17 protein-coding genes, 1 tRNA gene and 1 pseudogene are annotated in these 21,597 nt (G+C 65.9%); 7 read left to right on the plus strand and 12 right to left on the minus strand.

Translation table 11 applies throughout. From position 1 onward, the window contains the following. The first annotated feature begins 47 nt into the window (after nt 1-47). The 3 genes from AC3IT0_RS00135 to AC3IT0_RS00145 are packed head-to-tail and all read left to right on the plus strand — an operon-like array spanning nt 48 to nt 1,659. Nucleotides 48-848 (plus strand): class E sortase, encoded by an 801-nt coding sequence (locus AC3IT0_RS00135; RefSeq protein ID WP_489321833.1) that lies wholly within the window; start codon nt 48-50, stop codon nt 846-848. A gap of 2 nt (nt 849-850) precedes the next feature. After that, entirely contained in the window at nt 851-1,021 is a 171-nt protein-coding gene (locus AC3IT0_RS00140) for a hypothetical protein (protein ID WP_181577402.1), read from the plus strand. Then, nucleotides 1,018-1,659, plus strand: a complete 642-nt coding sequence (locus AC3IT0_RS00145) for an aminodeoxychorismate/anthranilate synthase component II (RefSeq protein WP_489321834.1) — start codon at nt 1,018-1,020, stop codon at nt 1,657-1,659. The genes AC3IT0_RS00140 and AC3IT0_RS00145 overlap by 4 nt, the downstream gene beginning before the upstream one ends. A gap of 14 nt (nt 1,660-1,673) precedes the next feature. On the opposite strand, the gene pknB is transcribed toward AC3IT0_RS00145, so the two are convergent. Genes pknB through AC3IT0_RS00180 form a run of 7 tightly spaced genes read right to left on the minus strand, consistent with a single transcriptional unit; the run spans nt 1,674 to nt 11,061 of the window. Next, nucleotides 1,674-3,629, minus strand: a complete 1,956-nt coding sequence (gene pknB, locus AC3IT0_RS00150; RefSeq protein WP_489321835.1) for a Stk1 family PASTA domain-containing Ser/Thr kinase — start codon at nt 3,627-3,629, stop codon at nt 1,674-1,676. Between the two features lie 15 nt (nt 3,630-3,644). Then, nucleotides 3,645-5,333: a protein kinase domain-containing protein gene (locus AC3IT0_RS00155; protein ID WP_489321836.1), complete on the minus strand. Its 1,689-nt coding sequence runs from the start codon at nt 5,331-5,333 to the stop codon at nt 3,645-3,647. Further along, the gene (locus AC3IT0_RS00160) at nt 5,330-6,790 is read right to left on the minus strand and encodes a peptidoglycan D,D-transpeptidase FtsI family protein (protein WP_489321837.1); all 1,461 of its coding nucleotides are present in this window, start codon (nt 6,788-6,790) and stop codon (nt 5,330-5,332) included. The genes AC3IT0_RS00155 and AC3IT0_RS00160 overlap by 4 nt, the downstream gene beginning before the upstream one ends. Further along, nucleotides 6,787-8,175, minus strand: coding sequence for an FtsW/RodA/SpoVE family cell cycle protein (locus tag AC3IT0_RS00165; RefSeq protein ID WP_489321838.1), 1,389 nt, complete (start codon nt 8,173-8,175; stop codon nt 6,787-6,789). Before AC3IT0_RS00165 ends, AC3IT0_RS00160 begins: the two co-directional genes overlap by 4 nt. After that, nucleotides 8,172-9,836 (minus strand): PP2C family protein-serine/threonine phosphatase, encoded by a 1,665-nt coding sequence (locus AC3IT0_RS00170; RefSeq protein WP_489321839.1) that lies wholly within the window; start codon nt 9,834-9,836, stop codon nt 8,172-8,174. The genes AC3IT0_RS00165 and AC3IT0_RS00170 overlap by 4 nt, the downstream gene beginning before the upstream one ends. Nucleotides 9,837-9,838: 2 nt before the next feature. Then, nucleotides 9,839-10,321, minus strand: a complete 483-nt coding sequence (locus tag AC3IT0_RS00175) for an FHA domain-containing protein FhaB/FipA (protein WP_489321840.1) — start codon at nt 10,319-10,321, stop codon at nt 9,839-9,841. Beyond that, the gene (locus tag AC3IT0_RS00180; RefSeq protein ID WP_489321841.1) at nt 10,318-11,061 is read right to left on the minus strand and encodes an FHA domain-containing protein; all 744 of its coding nucleotides are present in this window, start codon (nt 11,059-11,061) and stop codon (nt 10,318-10,320) included. The genes AC3IT0_RS00175 and AC3IT0_RS00180 overlap by 4 nt, the downstream gene beginning before the upstream one ends. A 331-nt stretch (nt 11,062-11,392) precedes the next feature. On the opposite strand from AC3IT0_RS00180, the gene AC3IT0_RS00185 reads away from it, so the two are divergent. Further along, nucleotides 11,393-11,475: transfer RNA gene (locus AC3IT0_RS00185), tRNA-Leu, on the plus strand. A gap of 228 nt (nt 11,476-11,703) precedes the next feature. Beyond that, nucleotides 11,704-13,278 carry an IS1182 family transposase gene (locus AC3IT0_RS00190; RefSeq protein WP_489319853.1) on the plus strand — a complete coding sequence of 525 codons (1,575 nt, stop codon included), beginning with the start codon at nt 11,704-11,706 and terminating at the stop codon, nt 13,276-13,278. A 246-nt stretch (nt 13,279-13,524) separates the two neighbouring features. Here the strand turns inward: AC3IT0_RS00190 and AC3IT0_RS00195 are convergent, their stop codons facing one another. After that, nucleotides 13,525-14,262: a TetR/AcrR family transcriptional regulator gene (locus tag AC3IT0_RS00195; RefSeq protein ID WP_489321842.1), complete on the minus strand. Its 738-nt coding sequence runs from the start codon at nt 14,260-14,262 to the stop codon at nt 13,525-13,527. A gap of 108 nt (nt 14,263-14,370) precedes the next feature. Between AC3IT0_RS00195 and AC3IT0_RS00200 the strand changes: the two genes are divergently transcribed. Together AC3IT0_RS00200 and AC3IT0_RS00205 are read left to right on the plus strand one after the other, a co-directional pair. Beyond that, complete coding sequence (locus AC3IT0_RS00200) at nt 14,371-15,780, plus strand: flavin monoamine oxidase family protein (RefSeq protein WP_489321843.1); 1,410 nt, start codon at nt 14,371-14,373, stop codon at nt 15,778-15,780. Between the two features lie 48 nt (nt 15,781-15,828). Further along, nucleotides 15,829-17,367 carry an APC family permease gene (locus AC3IT0_RS00205; protein WP_489321844.1) on the plus strand — a complete coding sequence of 513 codons (1,539 nt, stop codon included), beginning with the start codon at nt 15,829-15,831 and terminating at the stop codon, nt 17,365-17,367. 141 nt (nt 17,368-17,508) lie between these two features. Here the strand turns inward: AC3IT0_RS00205 and AC3IT0_RS00210 are convergent, their stop codons facing one another. The 4 genes and pseudogenes from AC3IT0_RS00210 to AC3IT0_RS00225 form a co-directional block, all read right to left on the minus strand. After that, nucleotides 17,509-18,882 carry an MFS transporter gene (locus tag AC3IT0_RS00210; protein WP_489321845.1) on the minus strand — a complete coding sequence of 458 codons (1,374 nt, stop codon included), beginning with the start codon at nt 18,880-18,882 and terminating at the stop codon, nt 17,509-17,511. A gap of 29 nt (nt 18,883-18,911) precedes the next feature. Next, nucleotides 18,912-19,616, minus strand: a complete 705-nt coding sequence (locus AC3IT0_RS00215) for a FadR/GntR family transcriptional regulator (RefSeq protein ID WP_489321846.1) — start codon at nt 19,614-19,616, stop codon at nt 18,912-18,914. A gap of 10 nt (nt 19,617-19,626) precedes the next feature. Then, the gene (locus tag AC3IT0_RS00220) at nt 19,627-20,754 is read right to left on the minus strand and encodes an L-talarate/galactarate dehydratase (protein ID WP_489321847.1); all 1,128 of its coding nucleotides are present in this window, start codon (nt 20,752-20,754) and stop codon (nt 19,627-19,629) included. A gap of 153 nt (nt 20,755-20,907) precedes the next feature. Then, nucleotides 20,908-21,207 (minus strand): annotated as a pseudogene (locus tag AC3IT0_RS00225) (recombinase family protein); the annotation flags it as partial. Between the last annotated feature and the right edge of the window lie 390 nt (nt 21,208-21,597).

Raw genomic sequence — 21,597 nt, forward strand, 5'->3', positions numbered from 1 at the left:
GTTCTGGGCACTCAAACGCCCAGCGCGGCCACCCCGGGGGAGAACGCGTGGTAGTGCAGGAGAAGGCAAGGCGCGCCGCCAGGCGGCCCGCCCGTGTGGCGCCCGCCCGCGCTTCCATTCTGCGTGGGACCGTGCAGGTGATCGGCGAACTGCTCATTACGGCCGGCATTATTCTCCTGCTCTTTGTGGGCTGGCAGCTGTGGTGGACCAACATCGAATCCGACGCCAAGCAGAGCGCCGTCATCAAGGAATTCGCCCAAGGGCTGGGCGGTTCGGTGCCTGCAAGCCCGGGGCCGGACCCCACAGCAGCGCCCGTGGATTACGGCACGCCAGCCGTTTCCGCGGCACCAGGCCATGCCGGCACCATCGGCATTATGTACATCCCGCGGTTTGGCCCCAACTACACCCGGCCCATCGTGCAGGGAACCACCGGGGACGTCCTGGATACGCTGGGGCTCGGCCATTACGCCAACACGGCCATGCCCGGCGCCGTCGGGAACTTCGCGGTGGCCGGTCACCGGCAAACGCACGGTGCCGTCCTGGACAACATCCACACCCTTGTCCCGGGGGACAAGATCTACGTCCAGACCAAGGACGGCTACTACATCTACGTCTTCCGCAACAACCAGATTGTGATGCCGTCCCGGACCGATGTCCTGGAACCGGTCCCCACCCGCCCCGGTGTCACTCCCACCGAAAGTTTCCTCACCATGACCAGTTGCAATCCGCGCTTCGGCGCCGAGGAACGCATCATCGCTTATGCGCTGCTGGACAGTTGGCGGCCTGCTTCGGCGGGCCCGCCGGCAGAAATCGCCGCCCAGGTGGCCGCAGCGGTGGAAGGAAACTGAGTATGTACGGTTGGATTTTCCGCCACCTGCCGGGCCCCCTCTGGCTTCGGATTTTCACCTCGCTGGTGCTCATTGCCGGCGCACTGATCCTGATGGTTCAGTTCCTGTTCCCCTGGATGTCCGGGTTCACCGCATTCACCGACTCAACGATTGGTTCTGCAAGCCAGCCATGACCACAACCAAAATCCTGGTCGTAGACAACTACGACAGCTTCGTTTACACCCTGGTGGGCTACCTCCAGGAACTCGGCGCCGAGACCACCGTTGTCCGCAACGACGACGTGACCCTCGCTGAAGCCATCGAGCTGGCACAAACGCGCGACGGCGTCCTCATCTCACCCGGTCCGGGAAACCCCGCCGAGGCGGGGGTGTGCATTGAACTGATCAAGTGGTGCGGCGCGAACAACAAGCCGATGTTCGGTGTGTGCCTGGGTCATCAGGCCCTGGCCGAAGCCTATGGCGGCACAGTGACCCACGCGCCGGAGCTGATGCACGGCAAGACGTCGCTGGTGGAGCACAACGGCACCAGCGTCTTCGCCGGACTCCCCTCCCCTGTGACGGCGACGCGCTACCACTCGCTGGCAGCGGTAAGGGACACCATCCCCGACGTCCTGGAGATCACTGCCGAAACCGCGACCGGCGTCGTGATGGGCCTGCAGCACCGTACTGCACCGCTGTGCGGGGTGCAGTTCCACCCGGAGTCGGTCCTGACCGAAGGCGGCTACCAGATGCTGGGCAACTGGCTCGAGTCCCTGGGAATGGCGGGAGCCGCCGCCCGGGCGGCCACGCTGAGCCCGCTCATCCAGCACTGACGCTTATTAAGCGTTCACCGCAGGCTCAGCCCTTTGCTGGGTGAGGCACTGGGTGAGGCACTTGGTGTCGGCGACGGCGGCGGGGCCGGTTCCTTGGCCACCACAATATTGATCGTCTTGCCCTGATCGACGGCGGCGTTCACGGGGTCACTTTGATCCGTGACCCGGCCCGCCTCCACCTGGGAGTTCTCCACTTCCTGGACGTTCGGGACCAGGCCCAGCTCCTTCAGCGCCGTTTCCGCCTCGGCACGCGTGCGGCCGCGGAGTTCTGGCATGGCCACCTTGCCGGTGGAAACAACGATCTCCACGGTGGTGCCCACACCCACCATCTGGCCAGGCGCCGGGCTGGTGGTGATGACCCTGCCGCGGGGCACCGTGGCGCTGTTGGCTTCGGTTGTGGAGGGGGCTCCCACGAGTCCGGCCTGGCGCAGGATGTCCCGGGCCGCTGCCTCCGTCTGGCCCGGAAGGTTTTCCGGAATCTTGACGGCGCTGGGGCCTTCAGAGATGTTCAGGATCACCTCCGCATTGGGATCCAGTGACGCTCCGGCGGCCGGGTCTGTGCCGATGGCTATCCCCTTGGGCACGGTCTCGTGATTGTTGCGTTTGATCGCCGGACGGAGGTTGGCGCCCCACAGCTCCTGCAGGGCTGCTGACTCCGTCAGGGTCGCCACCGCCGGGACCTCCACCTTGGGTGGCGCGGCAGGGGGCTGGTTCATGATGTTGTAAAGCCAGAGACCGCCGCCGCCAAGGACCAGCAGTGTGAAGATCACCAGCGTGGCAATCCACGTACGACGACGGGACTTCTGCCGTGCGGTCCGCTCACGTTCCGGCGGGAGGCCGAGGGGCAGTTCGTCCCCGACCGACGGCACGCGGGCGGCCGCCGCCGTGATGGGTACGATCCCGTCAGTGCGGGTGTCGTCCGCGTCGCCCTGCCAGCTGGCAGGGGCATCGTCCAGGAAACCGGCACCCGTGATTCCGAACGCCTCGGTTACCGGCGGGCGTTCCGGCGTCGGGACGTGGTCGTTGGGATCGGTGGGGGCTTCGGCTGCGGCCAGCGCGGGCACGGAGACGCCCGCCCGGGCGGCGCGCAGTGCCCGCCGGAAGGCGGCCGCGTCCTGGAAACGGTCCGTCCGGTTTTTCTGCAAAGCCTTTGCCAGGACACTGTCCAGGGCGGCCGAGACCTCCGGGTTCACGCTGCTCGCGGGCTCCGGGATTTCCCGGACGTGCTGGTAAGCCACGGACACGGGACTGTCACCAATGAAGGGCGGGCGGGCGGTGAGCATTTCGTACAGCAGGCACGCTGCGGAGTACAGGTCGCTGCGCGCGTCCACTGTTTCGCCCCGGGCTTGCTCGGGCGAGAGGTACTGGGCGGTGCCCACCACCGCCTGGGTCTGCGTCATAGTGGCGGACGAATCGGCGATGGCCCGGGCAATCCCGAAGTCCATGACCTTCACGGAATTGGAGCCTTCGCAGTACATCACGTTGGCGGGTTTAATGTCCCGGTGGACGATGCCTGCCTTGTGGCTGTATTCAAGGGCAGAGAGCACACCCAGGCAGAAGTCGATGGCCTGGTCAATGCTGACTTCCTTGGCCCGGATCAGGTCGCGGATGGTCCTGCCCTCAACAAACTCCATCACGATGTAGGGCACCCGGACACTGTCCTCCGAGCCATCCGTAACCGTATGTTCGCCAGTGTCGTAGATGGCGACGATGGACGGGTGGTTCAGCGCCGCGACGGACTGTGCTTCCCGTTTGAAGCGAGCCTGGAACTGCGGATCCCTGGCCATGTCCGGGCGGAGAAGCTTGATAGCAACGGTCCGGCCGAGCCGGGTATCGACTCCGCGGTGGACATCCGCCATCCCCCCGCGGCCGATGATTCCACCGAGTTCGTAGCGGCCATTCAGGACACGCTGGTTATCCACCGGGAGGCTGTCCTCCCGGTGCAGAGGGGTGCGGGGCGAATCACTCACTGTCAATCCTGACCGCTACGGCTTGCAGGTAGCAGGCAGGCCCGGCAGCTGGCCGGGGTTGCAGTTGGGCAGGGCGGATCCGCCCGGCGCGGTCGGGGAGGTTGTCGGGGTCGGTGCGACCGAGGTCTGTGTGGGCGTGGGGGCAGGGGGTGCCACGGCGTAGGTAATGACCACTGGGGACCCAACCTCCACTCTCCCCGTCCGGGACAAAGCGATGACCGTGTTCGGCGCGGAGTTCGCGTCCACCTGCGATTGGATGGTGACATCAAGGTTCATGGCGGAGAGCTCCGACTGGACCGCCCGGTAGTCCTTGCCGAGATAAGCCTCTGGAATGATCGTCACCGTTTGGGTGGTCGGAGTGGGGGTGGCCCTGGGCTGTGTGGGCGTAGGCGTAGCGGATTCCGAGGTCCTTGTCGGGCTGGCGCTGGTGGACGGCGGGGTGCTGGACGCCGAGTCGGTGACGGTGCCGGCGGGGTTAAAAATCCCCTGCTGCGTCAGAAAGAACCCCACCAGCGCGAACAGGACCAGCACGATCAGCGCGACCAGAGGCCAGGTCCAGGGGCTGCGGCCGCGACGTTCGGGCTCGTCGGCCGGCTCGTCGTCGTACTTCTCTTCCTCCTGCACCCAGCTGCGCTCCGCAGCCAGGGCGTCCGCACGCGAAAGCGTGCTCCCGGCTCCAGTGGCTGCGCCCGCGGCTGCGGCGCCGGCTGCAGCTCCACCGGCAGCGGCACCCAGCACGGGCAGTGCGGACGTCGACGTCGTGTGGCTGTCCTTATGGGCGATAACGCCGGTGGGTGCCGTGGCAATGTCCACCGGCGCAGTGATGGGGCCGGTGGTCGCCTCGAAGAGCAGCATGCCGGGAACCGCCGCGTGCGCGGCGTCAATATCGCCGTTGCGGATGGCCTCGGCGGCTTCGGACAGCTTGATGGCGTTGGCCGGGCGGTTCTTGGGGTCCTTGGCCAGCATGGACATCAGGAGCGCGCGGACCGGTTTGGGCAGCGTGTCCGGAAGCGGCGGCGGGGCGTCGTTGACCTGGGCCAGTGCAATGGCGATCTGGGACTCGCCGGAGAAGGGCCGGTGCCCGGTGAGGCACTCGTAGCCGATCACGCCGAGTGAGTAGATGTCCGAGGCGCCGGTAGCGGTCTGGCCAGTGGCCTGCTCGGGGGCGAGGTACTGGGCGGTGCCCATTACCTGGCCCGTCTGGGTCAACGGGACCTGGTCGGCCAGGCGGGCGATGCCGAAGTCGGTGACCTTGACCCGGCCGTCGGGGGTGATCAGCAGGTTGCCCGGCTTGATGTCGCGGTGGACCAGCCCCTGGGCGTGGGCGACGGAAAGTGCGCGCGCGGTCTGCGCCATCATGGACAGCGTCCGGTCCGGGGACAGCACCTGCTCGTGCTCGATGATGCTGCTCAGCGGCTGGCCCGGAACGAGCTCCATGACCAGGTACGCGGACCCCTCCTCCTCGCCGTAGTCAAAGACGTTGGCGATGCCCACATGGTTCAGCAGTGCGGTGTGGCGTGCCTCGGCGCGGAACCTCTGGAGGAAACCGGGGTCCCCGGTGTATTCCTCCTTGAGCACCTTGATGGCGACAATGCGGCCCAGGACCTGGTCCTTGGCCTTCCAGACCTCTCCCATCCCGCCGATCGCGATCCGCGTGGTCAGCTGGAATCTGCCGCCGAGGGTGATTCCCGTTGTAGGCCTCACTTATTCAACACCGCCTCAAAAATCTTCTTCGCGTTCGGACTGGTTAGCTGTGCGCCGGTGGTGATGTCCACGCCCTCCATGACGATGGTGACACTCACCTCCGGGTTGTTCGCCGGGGCAAACCCGGTGAACCAGGAGTTGTTCAGGCCGTTGCCCAGTTCAGCGGTTCCGGTCTTGCCGGCCACCTGCACACCGGGGACAGCCGCGCCGCGGGCGATGCCCTGGCTCACCGCACTGGTCATCCATTCGGTGATCTGACGGGCAATCTCCGGGGTGGTGGACGTCCGGAGCGCTTCCGGCTGGGGCTCGTCAATAACCCGAAGGTCCGGGGACCGTACGGTCTTGACCAGGCTGGGGCTCATCTGGACGCCGTTGTTGGCGATGGCCGAGGTCATCAGGGCGATTTGCAGCGGAGTGGCGCGCACGTCCTTCTGGCCGATCGCCGACTGGGCCAGGCCTGGCCCGTCCAGGTCATCGGGGAAGCCGCTGCCTCTGGCGTAGGCGAGCTTCAGTTGGCCGCCCAGATCCTCGCCGAAGCCGAACTTTGCCGCCTGCTCGGCGATGGCGTCCCTGCCGAGATCCAGGGCAATGCTGGCGAACGGCGTATTGCAGGATTGCTGCAGGGCGAAGGCAAAACTGGCCGTGTTCTGGGTGTAGCATTTGCCCCCGGCGTAGTTCGGCAGTTTGTACTGGATCCCCGGGAAGGGCATTTCGGCCGGGTTGGGGAGCACGCTGTCCTTGTTGTACTTCCCGGAGGCGAGGGCCGCGGCGGTATCCACTAGCTTGAACACCGATCCCGGCGCGAGCAGCTCTCCCGTGGGGCCGCTGACATTCTGGTTCAGGTTGATCCCGGGGACCTTGACCAGCTCATTGATGTTGGTGGTTTCGGCGTCGCGGTCCTGGGTGGCGACGAGGTTGGGGTCATAGGACGGCTTGGACACCATGGCCAGGACGGCGCCGGTCCTGGGGTTGGTGACCACAATGGATCCCCGCTGGCCATCCGGGATGAGGTCGTAGGCGAGCCTCTGGATGGCCGGATCGATGGTGAGTTCCACCGAGGCACCCTTCGGCTGGTTGCCCAGGAACAGCTGTCCGATCCGGTCAAAGAACTGCTGGTCTGAGCTGCCGGTCAGCTGGTCGTTCATAGCCACTTCCAGGCCGGTGGCACCGTAGCTCTGCGAGAAGTAGCCGGTGAGGCCTGCATAAAGTGCGGGCTGTGGGTAGGTCCGCTGGAACTGGCAGACCTCCGAGGTGCCTTCCACGGATTCGGCCACAGGGTCCCCGCCCACGATGATGGAGCCGCGGTCGTTGCAGTAATTCTGCAAAATGGCGCGCTGGTTCAGGGGGTTGTCCTGGAGGTCATCTGCACCCACCACCTGAACGAAGCTGATTGCGCCGAAGATCAAGGCAAACATGGCGATCGCTGCCACCCAGGAATTACGGATTGCTTGGTTCACGCTTGTTTCACCGCCTCGGTGGGAGTATCAATTCCTGCAGGTTCCGCAGCGCCGCCGGGAGGAAGTGGGGTGGTGTCCACCGGTCCCCGCGCCGTGTGGGAGATCAGCAGGAGCAGGCCCACAATGATCCAGTTGGCCAGCAGCGACGAACCGCCGGCGGCGAGGAACGGTGTGGTCAAACCGGTCAGCGGGATAAGTCGTGTGACTCCACCGATCACCACGAAGCACTGAAGGGCGATGGCGAAGGAAAGCCCGCAGGCAAGCAGTTTCCCAAAGGCATCCCGGGTGCCGAGGGCCGCCCGGAAACCGCGGGTGAACAGCAGCAGGTACAACATAACGACGGCGAACAGTCCGATCAGGCCCAGCTCCTCGCCGATGGACGCGATGATCATGTCGCTGTTGGCGAAGGGGACCAGGTCCGGCCGGCCCTGGCCCAGGCCGGTACCCACCAGGCCGCCGTTGGCCATGCCGAAGAGTCCCTCGATGACCTGCCGGCTGCCGGTCTCGTACACGTCTGGGCTGAAGGCGTTCAGCCAGCCGTAGATGCGGACTTCGACATGGGAAAACACCTGGGCTGCCACGAAGCCGCCACCCAGGATGAGGCCCACGCCGATCACCACCCAGCTGATACGGCTGGTGGCCACGTAGATCATCACGATGAACAGGCCAAAGAACAGCACGGAAGACCCGAGGTCGCGCTGGAAGATCAACACGCCGATGCTCACCAGCCAGGCGGTGATCATCGGCCCCATGTCCTTGAACCGGGGGAACTGCAGCGGGCCGATCTTGCGGCCGGCCAGCAGAATGAGGTCGCGGTTGGAGGAAAGATACCCGGCGAAGAATATAGCGAGGGTGATCTTGGCGATCTCACCCGGCTGGAACGTCATGGGACCCACCCGGATCCAGACCCGGGCGCCCAGGATTTCGCCGGCCGAGATGCCGGGCACCAGCGGAAGAATCAGCAGGAGCGCGCTCACAGCCAGCGAGATGTAGGTGAAGCGGCGCAGCACCCGGTGGTCCTTGAGGAACCAGATCACGCCAATGGCCACGGCCATGGCGATCAGGGTCCAGCGCAGCTGGTTGTTGCCGGTGTCCTCCCCGGGGGCGTCAAGGCGGTGGATCATGGCAAGACCCAAGCCGTTAAGGGCAACGACCAAGGGAAGTATTACCGGATCGGCATATTTAGCCCGGATCCGCAGGACCACGTGAAAGACCAGGGCGGCCACCGCGAGGAGGCTGGACTGGAACCAGAAATCGGAGTCGAACGCCTTCGCCTGGTCAACGCCCACCAGCATGTTGGCGCCGATGCCCACAGACAGGGCGAGGATCAGCAGCAACAGTTCCACGTTGCGCCGGGGCTTGGGGATGGTGCTGAGCTGGCTCACTGGCCCCCCTCACAGACCGCAGTGGGGGTGGGTGAGGCGGCCGGGGCAGGTGCTGCCGCCGGAGCGGCTGGGTCCGGCGATGGGGCAGGCGCGGTGGGTGTTGCAGCGGGCGCAGTTGTTGGCGCCGGAGTGGGCGAGGGGGTCAAGCACTCATCCGGCGGAGCAATGGTGCCGGTGCCTTCGAGGTTCTTCACGATCCGCTGGGCGTCGTAGAGGTCACGCGCGGGAACTGTCTGCCGGACGCGCTGCTGGGAGAACTGGGGCAAGGAATCCATCCGGATCTCTGTTACGGCTTCGAGGGTTGAAAGCTGGAGGGGACCAAGCCGTTGCGACACACCGTTGAAGATGGCCACTCGGGAATCGAATTCCCCGATGTAGTATCGGGTCTGGGTCCAGGCATAGCCGAGCCAGAGGCCCACCGTCAGGACCAGCAGCACGGACGCGGCGATGGACATGGTGACCCAGCGGCGGGGTTTGGGCCGCCCCAGGACGTCATCTGCCTCCGCAACGGGCGCGTCGGCCTTGTGTGTCAGGACGGTGGCGGCCCGCCGGGCCACAGTGCGGCCAGCGATGGTGGGAATCGAGCCCGACTCGGCCGCGGTGGCCGCAGCGCCGACAAGTTCGTGCGGGCGCGATGCGAGTTCCTGCCGCAGGACTTCTGCCGAAAGGTGCTCGCCGAGGTGGGGGTCCGTGGACGGCGGCGGTTCCGCGGCAACTGGCTTTTCGGGGGCTTTGTCGGCGGCGGGCTTTTTGGCGCTGGGTTTTGTTTCGTCGGCCGCCTCGGGGTCCGGTGAAGCGCTGGCGGCGTCGCTGGCCGCGGCGCCGCCTGCGGCAGGGGCTGTGGTGACCGGCGGGGGATGGATGATGTCGACGGCGGCGGTACTGACGTCGTCGGGCGTTTCCTCGGTAATTTCCACCATGACCACGGTGACGTTGTCCGGTGAGCCGGCTTCAAGCGTGAGGTTGACCAGGGTTTCGACGCATTCGCGCAGGTCCTTGGTCTCGCGGACGGTCCGCTCCACCACATGCCCGGCCACATAATTGAGGCCGTCCGAGCACAGGAGCCAGCGCTCCCCGGGCTTGACGTCCAGGGTGTCCAGATCCAGCTCGGGGCTGGCGTCAACGTCGCCCAGGACGCGCATCAGGACGTTCTTGTGCGGGTGGGTTTCGGCCTCTTCGGGACGGAGCCGGCCCTCATCGATCAGCCGCTGGACAAACGTGTGGTCCACGCTGATCTGCTCAAACACGCCGTCGCGCAGGCGGTAGGCCCGGGAGTCGCCGATGTGCGCGAAGTGCAGCTTGCCCTCGGCGAGCAGCAGGGATGTGACGGTGGTGCCCATGCCGGCGAGCTTGGGGTTGATGTGCACCAGCTCGGAGAGCAGGGAGTTGGCCGTCTGGATTTCGTCGGCCAGGACGGTGCCGGCGTCGCCGTCGTAGTCGCCGTGGTCCAGGTGCAGCATGTCCAGCACGGTGGCGGCGGAGGCCACATCGCCGCCCGCGTGGCCGCCCATTCCGTCCGCGACCACTGCCAAATGGCGGCCGACGTACGCCGAGTCATCATTTTTGGCCCGGATGCGTCCTACATCCGACCGCGCCGCATAGCGCATGATGAGGGGCCGCTGGACGGGTGTGGCCCCGCCGGCGGGAAGGTCAGCGGCCATGGCTACGGCCTCAATTCGATGACCGTCTTGCCGATTCTCACGGGTACGCCAAGCTCAACGGGCAGTGCCCGGGTCAGTTGCTGGTCCGCCAGGTAGGTGCCGTTGGTGGAGCCAAGGTCCTCGATGAACCACCGGCTGCCTTGCGGGAACAGCCGCGCGTGCCGGCCCGAGGCGTAGTCGTCCTCCAGAACCAGCGTGGCTTCCTGGGCGCGGCCCAGCAGGATGGGGCTGGCGGCCAGGGGGACGGTGGTTCCCTTGAGGGGGCCTTCGGTGACCACCAGTTGGTGGGCCTGCTGCTTGAGGGGCGGCGGGGCAGCCTCGGCCAGTTCCGGGTTTTTGCGGACCTGCCGGGCGGTCGGGGTGCCGGCGGCGGCTTTGCGGCCCACCATGAGGTCCCGGCGCATGGCCGAAACGATGCTGAAGATGAGGACCCAGAGCAGGATCAGGAAGCCAAACCGCAGGGCAGTGATGGTCAGGTCGCTCATGGGCGGCCCCCAGGGTTGGCGGGAAGCAGGCGGAAGATGATCTTTGTCCGTCCCATCGTGATGGTGGAGCCGTCGGTCAGTTCGGTGCTGCCTGCCACTTTGTGGCCGTTGACGTAACTGCCGTTGGTGGAGCCGAGGTCCACAGCGCTGGTGACGCCGTTGGCGGTGCGGATCTCGAGGTGGCGGCGCGAGACGCCGGTGTCGTCAACCAGGATGTCGGCCTCGGAGGACCGGCCCAGGACGACGGAGGGGGCATTGAGGGAGTATCGCTGGCCGTCGATGTCCAGGACGGGCTGCAGCCGCACGGGAGGGCGGCTGGGGGCTGCCGGCATGTTGGGCCTGGCCGATGCGACACCGGGGCCGGCTTTGGACTTCTCGGTGGAGGAGACGATCTCGAAGTCGCCGGCGCGCAGCTCCTCGGACCGGCGGAAGGAGATCCGCACCGAGCCCTGCAGGGTGTAGCCCTGGCTGCGGACATGGTTGATGACGACGTCGCAGAGTTCTTCGGCCAGGGGAGTGCCCCAGTCCTGCGCCCTCCTGAAGTCGTCGTCACTGAGTTGGACGTCGAAGACATTGGGCGCCAGCGTGCGGCCGGCGGCAATGGTGAGGGCTTTGTTGTCCACCTCGCGGCGGAGCCGGCTGGCGATTTCCACCGGTTCTACCTGGGCGCGCGAACCGGTGGAGAAGACACCGCGGACGGCCTTTTCGATGCCGCGCTCGACCTTGTCCAGCAATCCCATGGTGCTTCTCCTTTCCCCCCGGCTGCGGGGCAGTTTTCGTTCCGGAACTCAACCAACAACGCAGTTCGGAACCCAGCGGCCTGCCTGGCAGTGGCAGGCACTACTACATCAGATACTACTGGGCAGGCCTGTGAATGACCTTAATCCACAACGGCCGGGCCCCCGGAAAAGTTCGCTGCGCGCTCCCCGCCGGCCCCCTCCCGGCGGGGAATTTGACCGCGTCCGGGGCTCAATTGGTGTTTTGCCGTCGATGTCCGTTATGCTTGATCTCGCTGCTTTTACAAGGTTGCGGATCCGGGAAACCGGCCGTAAATCATGGAAAAGAAGTTGCGCGCGAGTGGCGGAACGGCAGACGCGCTGGCTTCAGGTGCCAGTGTCCGAAAGGGCGTGGGGGTTCAAATCCCCCCTCGCGCACGCAATCAAGGGAACCCCGGTCTTCGGACCGGGGTTCCTTTCTTTAACACTGGGACTCTTTGACGCTGGGCCGGCCGAATCCGGTGTGCCCCTGCCGTCAGGGGCTTGTTCGCGATTCCTTGCCTTTAAGATCAGGTTTCGCCAACAAGCCTAGGACGGCGCTGAACAATGTGGGTGGGTTGAGGCGCGCCTGCTGGACTTCGGGTCGTGGTCGTTAAGACTGGGTACATGCAAGGTATTGAGGCGGCCCAGCGCGGGTATTTGGATGTGGAGGCACTGGCCGGGGAGTTGTTGGCTCCGGGCGGTGCCTACGCTTTTTTGGCGGAGCATCGGGGCCGGCTGTTTCCGGATTCGATGATGGAGGACCTGTTTCCCTCCCGGCGGGGCCGGCCCTCGATCCCGGCCTCGGTGATCGGCACGGTCCTGGTCCTGCAGGCCCTGGAAGGCTTGTCGGACCGGGCGGCCGCGGAGGCGTTGACGTACGATCTGCGCTGGAAGGCCGCCTGCGGGTACGGGCTGACGGAGGCCGCGTTCCACCCCACCGCCCTGGTCCATTGGCGCAACCGGCTGCGGACCAGCGAGAACCCGCACCGGATCATGGAGGCTGTCGCCCAGGTCATTACCGCCACCGGGGTCCTGGCCGGGCGGCACCGCCGGGCGGTGGACTCGACGGTCTTCCAGGACGCGGTGGCCCGCCAGGACACCATCACCCAGCTCATTGCCGTGATCCGGCGCTTCGGCAAGGCCATGGAGCACGGCGCGACACTCATGGCCGTCCACGCGACCTCCTATGACTACACGCGGGTGGGGAAGCCGGATATCGCCTGGGATGACAAGGAAGCAAAAGACGAACTGATTTCCGGGCTGGTCACTGACGCGCTGGCGCTGCTGGCCGCGGTGGACCCCGCCACCCTGGATGACAGGTCCCCGGAGTATCAGGCGTACGTGCTGCTGGCGCTGGTGGCGGGGCAGGACGTGGAGCCGGCCGAGGGCTCCGACGGCACCGACGGGAGGTGGCGGATCGCCCGGAAGGTCGCCCCGGACCGGATCGTTTCCACGGTGGACACCGAGGCCCGGCACGCGCACAAGTCCCGCTCGGTGATGATGGACGGCTTCAAGGGCCACATCGTCGCGGAGCCGGAGACCGGGCTGTACACCTCCGCGGTGATGACCCGGGCCGCCGGGCCCGGCTCCAGTGACGCGGACGCCGGAATCGTCCTGCTCGGCACGGACCCGACCATGAAAGACGACGCCGTGGACTACCAGGTGCTCGGGGACTCGGCCTACGGTTCCGGTCCCATGCTCGAGACCCTCGATACGGCCGGGCACCAGGGCCTGGTCAAGCCCAAGCCGTTGCGCCCGGCCGTGCCAGGCGGGTACGACCTGGACGACTTCACCCACGACGAAGCAAAGAACACGCTCAGCTGCCCGGCCGGGGAGGTCCGCACGATCAGCCCCCGGGGCAACGTGAACTTCGGCACCGCCTGCAAGGCGTGCCCGCTGCGGGATCAATGCACGAAGGCCAAGGGCGGGCGGAAAGTCGTTATCACCGTCCACCACGCCCGCCAGCGCGCCCACCGCGCCGCCGCCCGCCAGGAAGCATTCAGGCACGACTACCGGGCCTACCGGCCCCTGGTGGAAAGATCCATCGGCTGGCTGGTCGCCGGAGGCAACCGGCGCCTGCGATACCGGGGCGTGGAAAAGAACAACGCCTGGCTGCAGGTCCGCACAGCCGCACTGAACCTTCGGCGACTGCTGAAACTAGGCCTCACCGGCGAAAACGGGGCCTGGGCCCTGGGATAGCACCCAAAATGGGGGGCCGCCCCGGCCCCCGGCCCCGATCCGCGCCGACGGGAGCTATGGACGGCCCGGCAAGGCCCGCAAAATTCATGACCGGAATTCCGGCGCCCGGAATCGATGCCCCCAACGAGCCGCCCAAGGCCCCGGAACGAGTCCAAAAGCGAAACCTGCCGCTCCGAATTGTCCCTTGTTCAGCGCCGTCCTAGGATCCGTGCCGGGCGGCGGGTCAATGCTCGATTCCCGTCGGCTCTACTCCCGTAACGCCCCGAAGCCCGCAATAAGCGCCTCAAGCCCCAGGCTGAACGCCACGTCCGCAGGTTTCGCGTGTCCCTGCGCGGCCAGGCTCCGGACTGCACCCGTGAAGCTCGGCGTTGACTCCGCCATGCCGCCGGAATCGAAAATGTCGGCCGGGGCGGTGACGTCGTAAGCGGATCCGAAGATGAAGGATTCCAGGGCCACGATGGCGGACACGATCCGCTCCTCCGGGAATCCCGCCGCCCGGAATCCGGCGCTGACGGTCTCATACATGGCGAGGGTCTGCGGTGCGTCAGTCACAGGAAGGACTGCGATGACGGGAATCAGGGGCGTGTGCTCCGCGAAGACGTCCCGGTAACTCCAGGCCCACTTCCGCACCGCGGACTCCCAGGGTTCCGCCGCGAAGGCGGTCACGTCCACCAGGGCAGTCAAGTGGTCTTCCACGAGCAGGAGCACGTCCCGCTTGGATTCCACATGGTTGTAGAGGGCCGACGGCGCTACGTTCAGTGAGCGGGCCAGTGCGGCCATGGTGAGTCCGTCGTAGCCGTTCTTGCCGATGAGCCACAGGGCCGCTGCCGTGATGCCTGCCTGGTCCAGGATGGCAGCGGCGGGCCGCCCCGCGCGGCGACGTGCCGCACCGGTTTTTGGCGCGGGGTCACGCTGCCTGGTGCTGGGTGTATCGGCTGGTGATGCCGGCATTGCTGGCCTTTCTGCGGGCAGTATCCCCAGCATTATTCCACCGGCCTCTTCCTCGCGGGCCGCGGAAGAGCTATAGTTCTACTAAATGAACGGCATTCATTTAGTGGTTTGCATCACTTGAATGGCCACAGAGAGGACATCATGCTGAATCTTGACCGCGACGTTGTAATCGTTGGCGCCGGACCCTCCGGGCTCACCGCTGCCCGCGAGCTGACGAAGGCCGGCCTGAGCGTGGCAGTGCTGGAAGCGCGGGACCGCGTGGGCGGCCGAACCTGGACCGACACCATTGACGGGGCCATGCTGGAAATCGGTGGCCAGTGGGTCTCGCCGGACCAGACCGCGCTGCTGGAGCTCCTGGACGAGCTCGGCCTGAAGACCTACTCCCGCTACCGTGAGGGTGAATCCGTCTATGTCGGCGCCGACGGCAAGAAGACCCGCTACACCGGTGATTCCTTCCCGGTGAGTGCAGCCACCGGGGCGGAAATGGACAAGCTGATCGGCATTCTGGACGGCCTCGCCGCTGAAATCGGCGCCACCGAGCCCTGGGCGCACCCCAAAGCCCGTGAGCTGGACACCGTCTCCTTCCACCACTGGCTGCGCCGGAACTCCAGCGACGAGGAGGCCTGCAACAATATCGGCCTGTTCATCGCCGGCGGCATGCTCACCAAGCCAGCGCACGCGTTTTCGGCGCTGCAGGCGGTCCTCATGGCAGCCTCCGCCGGGTCCTTCAGCCACCTCACCGACGAGGACTTCATCCTGGACAAGCGGGTCATCGGCGGGATGCAGCAGGTGTCCCTGCTGCAGGCAGCGGAACTGGGTGCCGACGTCGTACTTAACAGTCCGGTGCGCACCATCCACTGGGAGGATGGCGGTGAAGGCGGGCACGGCGTCAGTGTTGTTTCGGAGCGTGCCACGGTGAACGCGCGTTTTGTGATCATGGCCGTGCCGCCGAACCTCTACTCGCGCGTCTCCTTTAACCCGCCGCTTCCGCGGCGCCAGCACCAGATGCACCAGCACCAGTCGCTGGGCCTGGTGATCAAAGTCCACGCTGTCTACAGCACGCCGTTCTGGCGTGAAGCCGGATTGTCCGGAACCGGTTTCGGTGCCGGGTCGCTGGTCCAGGAGGTCTACGACAACACCAACCACGGTGATTCACGTGGAACCCTGGTGGGCTTCGTGTCCGATGAAAAGGCCGACGCCGTCTTCGAGCTGGGTGCCGAGGACCGCCGCCGCGCCATCCTGGAATCGATCGCCGGGTTCCTGGGGGACACGGCCCTGGAGCCCGAGGTCTACTACGAATCCGACTGGGGCTCCGAGGAGTGGACCCGGGGCGCCTACGCGGCCAGTTACGATCTGGGCGGCCTGCACCGTTACGGCAAGGACCAGCACGCCCCTGTAGGCCCGATCTACTGGTGCTCCTCAGACCTCGCCGCCGAAGGCTACCAGCATGTTGACGGAGCCGTCCGCATGGGCCAGCGCACCGCGGCGCGCATCGTGGCTGCGGCGGGCATTGTGGCTGCGGCGGGCGAGGCCGCGGCCGCCGTCGGCTGAGCGCACCGGTCCAACCCCTTCAGCGTCGAATGAAAGAGAGGCAAGGCCATGAGTCCCAAAGAAGTGACAGCACAGCCACCCAGCGCCCCGGGCAATGGCCTGGCTGAAAAGGGCCTGAGCGGGAAGGGCCTGAAGGCCGGCGCGGTGGGGTTGCTGGGCGCCGTCGTGATCGGTGTCTCCTGCATCGCGCCGGCGTACACGCTGACCGCGGCGCTGGGGCCAACGGTTTCGGAAGTGGGCGTTCAGCTGCCGGCGATCTTCCTGGTGGGCTTTATCCCCATGATTCTGGTGGCGTTCGGCTACCGCGAACTGAACAATGCCATGCCCGACGCCGGCACCTCGTTTACGTGGGCATCGCGTGCCTTTGGTCCGTGGATCGGCTGGATGGGTGGCTGGGGGCTGATTGCGGCCACCATTATTGTGCTGTCCAACCTGGCGGCCGTCGCCGTCGACTTCTTCTACCTCATGCTTGCCCAGCTTTTCGGGAACCCGGACCTGGGCGAGCTGAGCAAGAACCTGCCGCTGAACATCGCAACCACCCTGGTGTTCATCGCCCTGGCTTGCTGGATTTCCTATCGGGGCATGGAGGCCACCAAAGGCGTGCAGTATGTATTGGTGGCGTTCCAGTTGCTCGTGCTGGGCTGGTTTGCCGTTGCGGCCTTCAGTCACGTGGCCAACGGCACCGCATTTGATGCGGCTGCCATTTCACCGGACTGGTTCAACCCGTTCGCGGTTGGATCCTTCTCAGCCTTTGCTGCCGGGGTTTCCCTCTCCATCTTCATTTACTGGGGCTGGGACGTCACTCTGACCATGAACGAGGAAACCAGGAATCCGGAGAAGACTCCGGGCCGGGCGGCGACCGTCACCGTAATCGTGATTGTGGCGATCTACATGACCGTTGCGCTGGCAACCCTGTCCTTTGCGGGCGTGGGCGAAACCGGCCTGGGCGCCGGGAATCCTGACAACCAGTCGAGCATCTTTGCTGTCCTTTCCGGGCCGGTCATGGGACCGTTCGCCATCTTGATGTCCCTCGCCATCCTCAGCAGTTCGGCCGCGTCGCTGCAGTCCACGTTTGTCTCACCCGCGCGGACCATGCTGTCGATGGGCCACTACAAGGCACTCCCGGGCCGCTTCGGAAAGGTCAGCCCGCGCTTCAAATCCCCGAGCTACGCCACGATCGCCGCGGGCGTTGCCGCCGCGGCCTTCTACGTGATCACCCGGACCACCTCCGAAAACGCGCTCTGGGACACCATCACGGCGCTGGGCATGATGATCTGCTTCTACTACGGCATCACCGCCCTGGCCTGCGTCTGGTTCTTCCGGGCACAGGCGTTCAGCAATGGCCGCGCCTTCTTCTTCAAGTTCCTGGCGCCACTGCTGGGCGGAGTCATCCTGCTGGTGATGTTCTTCAAGACCGCCGCCGATTCCATGGACCCCGAGTACGGCTCCGGATCATCGGTGGGCGGACTGGGGATGGTGTTCATCCTGGGCATGGGCGTGATCATGCTGGGCGTGGTGATCATGCTGGTGATGTCCCGGCTGCGGCCCGAGTTCTTCAAAGGGCAGGTGCTGGCCCGCGGGAACTGAGCGCCCTTGGGTGGCGCGGCGGGGCGGACGGCGTTCCGAGCGACTGCTTTTCCCCGCCCCGTGGTCTGATCCCCGGGTAACGCGGCGGGGAGAAGACCACCAAGTGGGGAAAACCTCGCTGGGCTGGTGTGTGGCTGGTTCCTAGCGACAGGCGGCCGGCTCCATGTGCTCCGCTGCGACCGGGGCCGCCGTCGGATCCAGGTCCGCCTCCCGATCAGGCCCAGGCGTGCTGCGCCGTTCCTTCAGGAAGTAAACCAGCCCCGCCGCCAGCGTGGATGCGGCGGCCAAAGCGAACAGGCCGGGCATCACACTGCCGGTGCCCTCCTTGATGAGGCCGAACCCGAAGGGGGCCACAAAGCCGCCCAGGTTGCCCAGCGAGTTGATGATGGCGATGGCCGGGGCAAGCACGAGCGGGTGGAGGCCGGACTGCGGGATGGTCCAGAACAGGGGCGAGGCGCTCTTGAACCCCATGGCGGCGATGGCCAGGAACACGAGAGCCAGCGCCGGCGTGGCAACGGCAGCAGCCAACGTGCCAAGTGCGGCGACCAGGAGGGCCACCACCAGCAGTGGCCGCCTGGACTTCGCCTTGTCCTGCATCTTGGCGGCGAAATACATCGCGACGACGGCGCACACCCACGGGATGGCGGACAGGAAGCCGACGCTCAAGTCGGTGGTGCCGGGGATCTGCCTCACGATAGTGGGAAGCCAGAACGTGTTGGCGTAAATGGAGAGCTGGATGGAGAAGTAGATGCCGCAGAGCAGCAGGATCTGCGGGTTCTGCAGCATCTTCCACCGGTTGATCTTCCCGCCGGACGTCGTGGCGTGCTGGGCGTCCTCCGCGGCAATGGCGTCCGCCAGTGCGGCCTTTTCGCCGGCGGAGAGCCACTTGGCATCCTGGATTTTCGCGTCCAGCAGGAAGAAGACCACGATGCCGACCACCACGGAGAGCAGGCCCTCAAAGCCGAACAGCCACTGCCAGCCGCGGATTCCGAGGACGTTGTGGAGGCTCAGCAGGATTCCGGCGATGGGTCCGGACAGCGCCGCCGCAATCGACGAGCCCGCAATGAAAATGGCAGTCGCCTTGCCGCGCTGGCCAGCGGGAACCCAGCGGGCGAAGTAGAAAATGACCGCCGGGAAGAACCCGGCTTCGGCGGCGCCCAGCAGGAACCGGAGCACGTAGAACATCGTGTCGTTCTGGACGAAAGCCATCAGGAACGAGACGAGGCCCCAGCTGACCATGATGCGGGACAGCCACACCTTGGCACCGCATTTCTCCATCATCATGTTGCTGGGAAGCTCGAAGATGGCGTACGCGATGAAGAAGAGCCCAGCTCCGAAGCCGTAAGCGGCAGCGCCGGTGCCCACGTCCGCCTCAAGATGCTCGTGAGCGTAGCCGATGTTGGAGCGGTTCAGCTGGTTGCACACCAGCATGACCAGCATGATGGGCAGCACCCGCTTGAAAAACTTCGTCGTGGCGAGGGCCACATCCGTGACGGCGGTGTCAGCAGACGGCATGGGGTTCCTTTTAAATCGGCGGGAGGGGCTTAAGCGGGCGGGCGTACCGAAGCCTTGAACCGCCGTCGGGAATTTGCGAGGTGGCTGCGCATGGCGGCCGACGCGGCGGTCTCATCGCCGTCGGCGATGGCGGCGGCGATGGAGCGGTGTTCGTGCACCACCTGGTCAAAGTGGTCGCGGGCGTAATGTTCGACGCCGGTGAGCAGCCGGGTGCGCGGCATCGCGATCATCGTCTGGCCGAGTGCGGCGAGGCAATCTGAGTAGAAAGGGTTGCCGGAGGCGGCCGCGATGGCCCGGTGGAACTCGAAGTCGGACTTCATGGCGTGGCCGGGGTGGTCAGCGCTGGCGGCGAACTGTTCCAGGGCAGCGTTGACCGCCCTGAGTTGGCGGTCGGAGTGGTTGCGGGCGGCCAGGGCCGCAGCCTCGGCCTCTACACCCATCCGGAATTCCAGCAGGTGGAGGCGGTCTTCGACGCTGGCCACGGGGCGGCTGCCGGGGACTGGCTGCGGGCCGTCGTCGGGCGGGGTCAGCGCGAAACTGCCCCGCCCGCGTTCGGTTTCCACGAGCCCTTCGGCCTGGAGGCGCGTCAGCGCCGAGCGCACCACGGTGCGGCTGACACCGAAGTCGCCCATCAGCGCGTTTTCGCTGGGAAGCTTGTCGCCGGGCTGGATGACGCCGTCAACGATGCGCGTGCGAAGCTCTGCGGTGAGGTCCGCGGTCAGGTTCCGGGTCATGCGTTCAAGATTACGCGCCGAACTCCACTGTCTCGGTGGTCCAGGCGCGCGCCTGGTCACTGAGGGTCACGCCCAGGCCCGGGCGGTCCGGGACCAGCATGCGGCCGTTTTTGGTTTCGAGGCGTTCGTTGAAGAGCGGATCCAGCCAGTCGAAGTGCTCCACCCACGGCTCCCGCGGATACGCAGCGGCGAGGTGCAGGTGGATCTCCATGGCGAAGTGCGGCGCCAGGCCAAGTCCGCGCTCGTCCGCGAGGGCGGCGAGGCGCAGGAACTGGGTGATGCCGCCGACACGCGGTGCGTCCGGCTGGATGATGTCGCAGCCGTTGGCGTTGATAAGGCCCTTGTGCTCGGCCACGGACGCCAGCATCTCGCCGGTGGCGATTGGCGTGTCCAGCACATTGGCCAGGTGCGCGTGACCCTCAAAGTCGTAGGCATCGAGCGGCTCTTCGATCCAGATGAGGTTGTACTGCTCCAGCTGGCGGCCCATGCGCAGGGCGGTGGCCCGGTCCCACTGCTGGTTGGCGTCCACCATCAGGGGAACATCCCAGCCGATGTGCTCGCGGATACCGGCGACGCGGCGCAGGTCCTCTTTGCTGTCGGGAAGGCCCACCTTGATTTTGATGCCTCCTATGCCTTCCTCCAGGAGGACGGTGGCCCGGGCCTTGACCTCTTCAAGGGAGGCGTTGAGGAAGCCGCCGGAGGTGTTGTAGGTCTGGACTGAATCCCGGTAGGCGCCCAGGAACTTGGCCAGGGATAGGCCGGCGCGCTTGGACTTGAGGTCGTACAGGGCGACGTCGATCGCGGCCAGGGCCTGCGTGGCTACGCCCGAGCGGCCAACGGATGCTCCGGCCCAGAGCAGCTTGGTGTAGATCTTGCCGATATCGTTGGGGTCCTCGCCGATGAGGCCCTGGGCAACCTCCTTGGCGTGCGCGTACTGGGCGGGACCGCCGGCGCGCTTCGAGTAGCTGAAGCCCAGGCCAGTGTGGCCGAGTTCGGTGGTGATCTCCGCGAACAGGAACACCACTTCGGTCATCGGCTTCTGGCGGCCGGTGAACACCTTTGCGTCACTGATGGGGACGGCCAGCGGGAGCCGTGCGGTGGAAAGTTTGACGTGCCGGATGAAGTCGACGGTACTCATTGATGCTCCTCAAAAGCGGGCTGTCCGGGCTGCATCGCCCTCCTACTTAGGATACAAGCAAGTAACTTGTATTACAAGCGGCTTCAGTGGCGCCGCTGTGGGGCAAGGATCGTGCGGTCGCCCAATTTTGGCGTGGCGCAGGTATCGGCCATGGGGGAAGCCCTCGCCCGTGAAGACCAGGCGCTCTTCGACACACTCCACGCGCAACTTTTGCTGGTAAGAGTTTGGACGAGTGAGCGCAGGCCATCCAAGGCTTCGGGCGAGCCGGTCCATGCTTTGGACCACCACAGCGTCTTCGACCCGCAGTTCGGCCAGTTGTGGCCTGGCAATGTCCCGGCCGGAGGCCGTGTCGCTGAAGGCCCTATCCAGGGCCTCACTGTCGAGCTGGCGCTTGTCGTTCTGGTCCAGGGTGCTGACCCTTGTATAACCGATCCTTTGACCTGCCGCTGAAATCTCGTGTGCCGAAGGTGTCGGGATGATGGCTCGAATAGTTCGAAATCGAATATGCACGCGTACCAGTAATCGCCGCGGCGGCCACGGACTTGGCGGCCGTGGCCGATAGGGGAGCGATTCACATCGGCTTGGCACAGCGAAGGTACTGGCATGTGGTCTCCGTGCTGACCTTTGATACGGGCTAGGAGGGCTTTCGGAGCACCCTGCCGGCGCGCCTTTCCCGGTCGGCCCGCCCGTGTTCCGGCTGGAGGTCTTTTGCGCCCTTTGCAGGCCCTGCGCGGCTTGGCCAGGGCGATTCCTTCCGCTGGTGTTCCCTAATGAAGCTTGAGACTGCCATGGGGGAGTCCTCTCCCGTAAGGACCGGGGGCAACACTGGCGAATTGCTGACCT

The sequence above is a fragment of the Pseudarthrobacter sp. KH_020_B genome (assembly GCF_057840185.1).

Bases quoted from the DNA above. Each gene is read 5' to 3' on its own strand.
- AC3IT0_RS00145 (WP_489321834.1), top strand. From the start codon at position 1,018: ATGACCACAACCAAAATCCTGGTCGTAGACAACTACGACAGCTTCGTT.
- AC3IT0_RS00200 (WP_489321843.1), top strand. From the start codon at position 14,371: ATGCTGAATCTTGACCGCGACGTTGTAATCGTTGGCGCCGGACCCTCC.
- AC3IT0_RS00175 (WP_489321840.1), bottom strand. From the start codon at position 10,321: ATGAGCGACCTGACCATCACTGCCCTGCGGTTTGGCTTCCTGATCCTG.
- AC3IT0_RS00215 (WP_489321846.1), bottom strand. From the start codon at position 19,616: ATGACCCGGAACCTGACCGCGGACCTCACCGCAGAGCTTCGCACGCGC.
- AC3IT0_RS00190 (WP_489319853.1), top strand. From the start codon at position 11,704: ATGCAAGGTATTGAGGCGGCCCAGCGCGGGTATTTGGATGTGGAGGCA.
- AC3IT0_RS00195 (WP_489321842.1), bottom strand. From the start codon at position 14,262: ATGCTGGGGATACTGCCCGCAGAAAGGCCAGCAATGCCGGCATCACCA.
- AC3IT0_RS00210 (WP_489321845.1), bottom strand. From the start codon at position 18,882: ATGCCGTCTGCTGACACCGCCGTCACGGATGTGGCCCTCGCCACGACG.
- AC3IT0_RS00180 (WP_489321841.1), bottom strand. From the start codon at position 11,061: ATGGGATTGCTGGACAAGGTCGAGCGCGGCATCGAAAAGGCCGTCCGC.
- AC3IT0_RS00220 (WP_489321847.1), bottom strand. From the start codon at position 20,754: ATGAGTACCGTCGACTTCATCCGGCACGTCAAACTTTCCACCGCACGG.
- AC3IT0_RS00140 (WP_181577402.1), top strand. From the start codon at position 851: ATGTACGGTTGGATTTTCCGCCACCTGCCGGGCCCCCTCTGGCTTCGG.
- AC3IT0_RS00205 (WP_489321844.1), top strand. From the start codon at position 15,829: ATGAGTCCCAAAGAAGTGACAGCACAGCCACCCAGCGCCCCGGGCAAT.
- AC3IT0_RS00170 (WP_489321839.1), bottom strand. From the start codon at position 9,836: ATGGCCGCTGACCTTCCCGCCGGCGGGGCCACACCCGTCCAGCGGCCC.